This is a genomic window from Mycobacterium sp. E2699 (assembly GCF_001666745.1).
Classification (GTDB): Bacteria; Actinomycetota; Actinomycetes; order Mycobacteriales; family Mycobacteriaceae; genus Mycobacterium.
On sequence record NZ_LZJH01000079.1, the window covers coordinates 1 to 905 of the forward strand.

The 905-nt window shown below is 70.1% G+C and carries 2 protein-coding genes; one reads left to right on the forward strand and one right to left on the reverse strand.

The genetic code is table 11. The features are described from left to right. Window positions 1-176: PPE domain-containing protein (locus A5696_RS27100; protein WP_197516869.1), on the reverse strand; the 176-nt coding region annotated here is incomplete at its 3' end. Window positions 177-403: 227 nt separating this feature from the next. Between A5696_RS27100 and A5696_RS13615 the strand changes: the two genes are divergently transcribed. After that, on the forward strand, window positions 404-905 hold a 502-nt coding region (locus tag A5696_RS13615; protein ID WP_231964321.1), incomplete at its 3' end, for a PPE family protein.

Here is a 905-nt window from a genome sequence, read left to right on the forward strand (position 1 = left end):
CCCTGCCAGGCCTGCCCGGCCAGGTCCGAGGTCACGGAGCTGAATGCGCTTGCCGCCGCGCTCAACTCACTGCGGATCCCGTCCCAGGCCGCCGCCGCCTCCAGCATCGGCCCCGGGCCCGGCCCATCAAGCAGGAGCACCGAGTTGACCTCGGGCGGAAACACCGAAAAGTTCATCACTGCTCCCCTCGATCGTCGTTGATCAGACCTTCAGCAGCCACTGGAGCAACGTACATTCTCCGGCCTGCCCCATACCCCGTTAGGCGGGAATCCAATCCCGGCCGCCGCACGATCGTTGCGGACCGGACCGCAGGGATCAAGCGCTCGCAGTCGCGGTTGCGTGCGAACCCGAGCAACGGCACACTTTGGCTCCCGGGGCTCGCTGCTGAGAAGGGACCGCGGTCATGAGCTTTTTGGTGCTCCCGCCGGAGATCAATTCGTCCCGGATGTTCTCCGGTGCCGGGTCAGCGCCAATGTTGGCGGCCGCTGCGGCCTGGGACGGGATCCGCAGTGAGTTGAGCGCGGCGGCAAGCGCATTCAGCTCCGTGACCTCGGACCTGGCCGGGCAGGCCTGGCAGGGCCCGTCGGCGGCGTCCATGACCAACGCGGCCGCCGGGTACGTGGACTGGCTGGGCGGGGCGGCCGCGCAAGCCGAGCAGTCGGCGGCCCAGGCGCGGGCGGCGGCCGTCGCCTACGAGGCCGCGCTGGCGACCATCGTGGACCCCGGGTCGATCACGGCCAATCGCGGCCAGCTGGTGTCGCTGGTGATGTCGAACCTGTTCGGCCAGAACGCGCCGGCGATCGCGGCGGCCGAGGCCGAATACGAGCAGATGTGGGCCCAGGATGTCGCCGCGATGAGCGGCTACCACGCCAGCGCGTCGGCGACGGTCGCGCAGCTGGGCAACC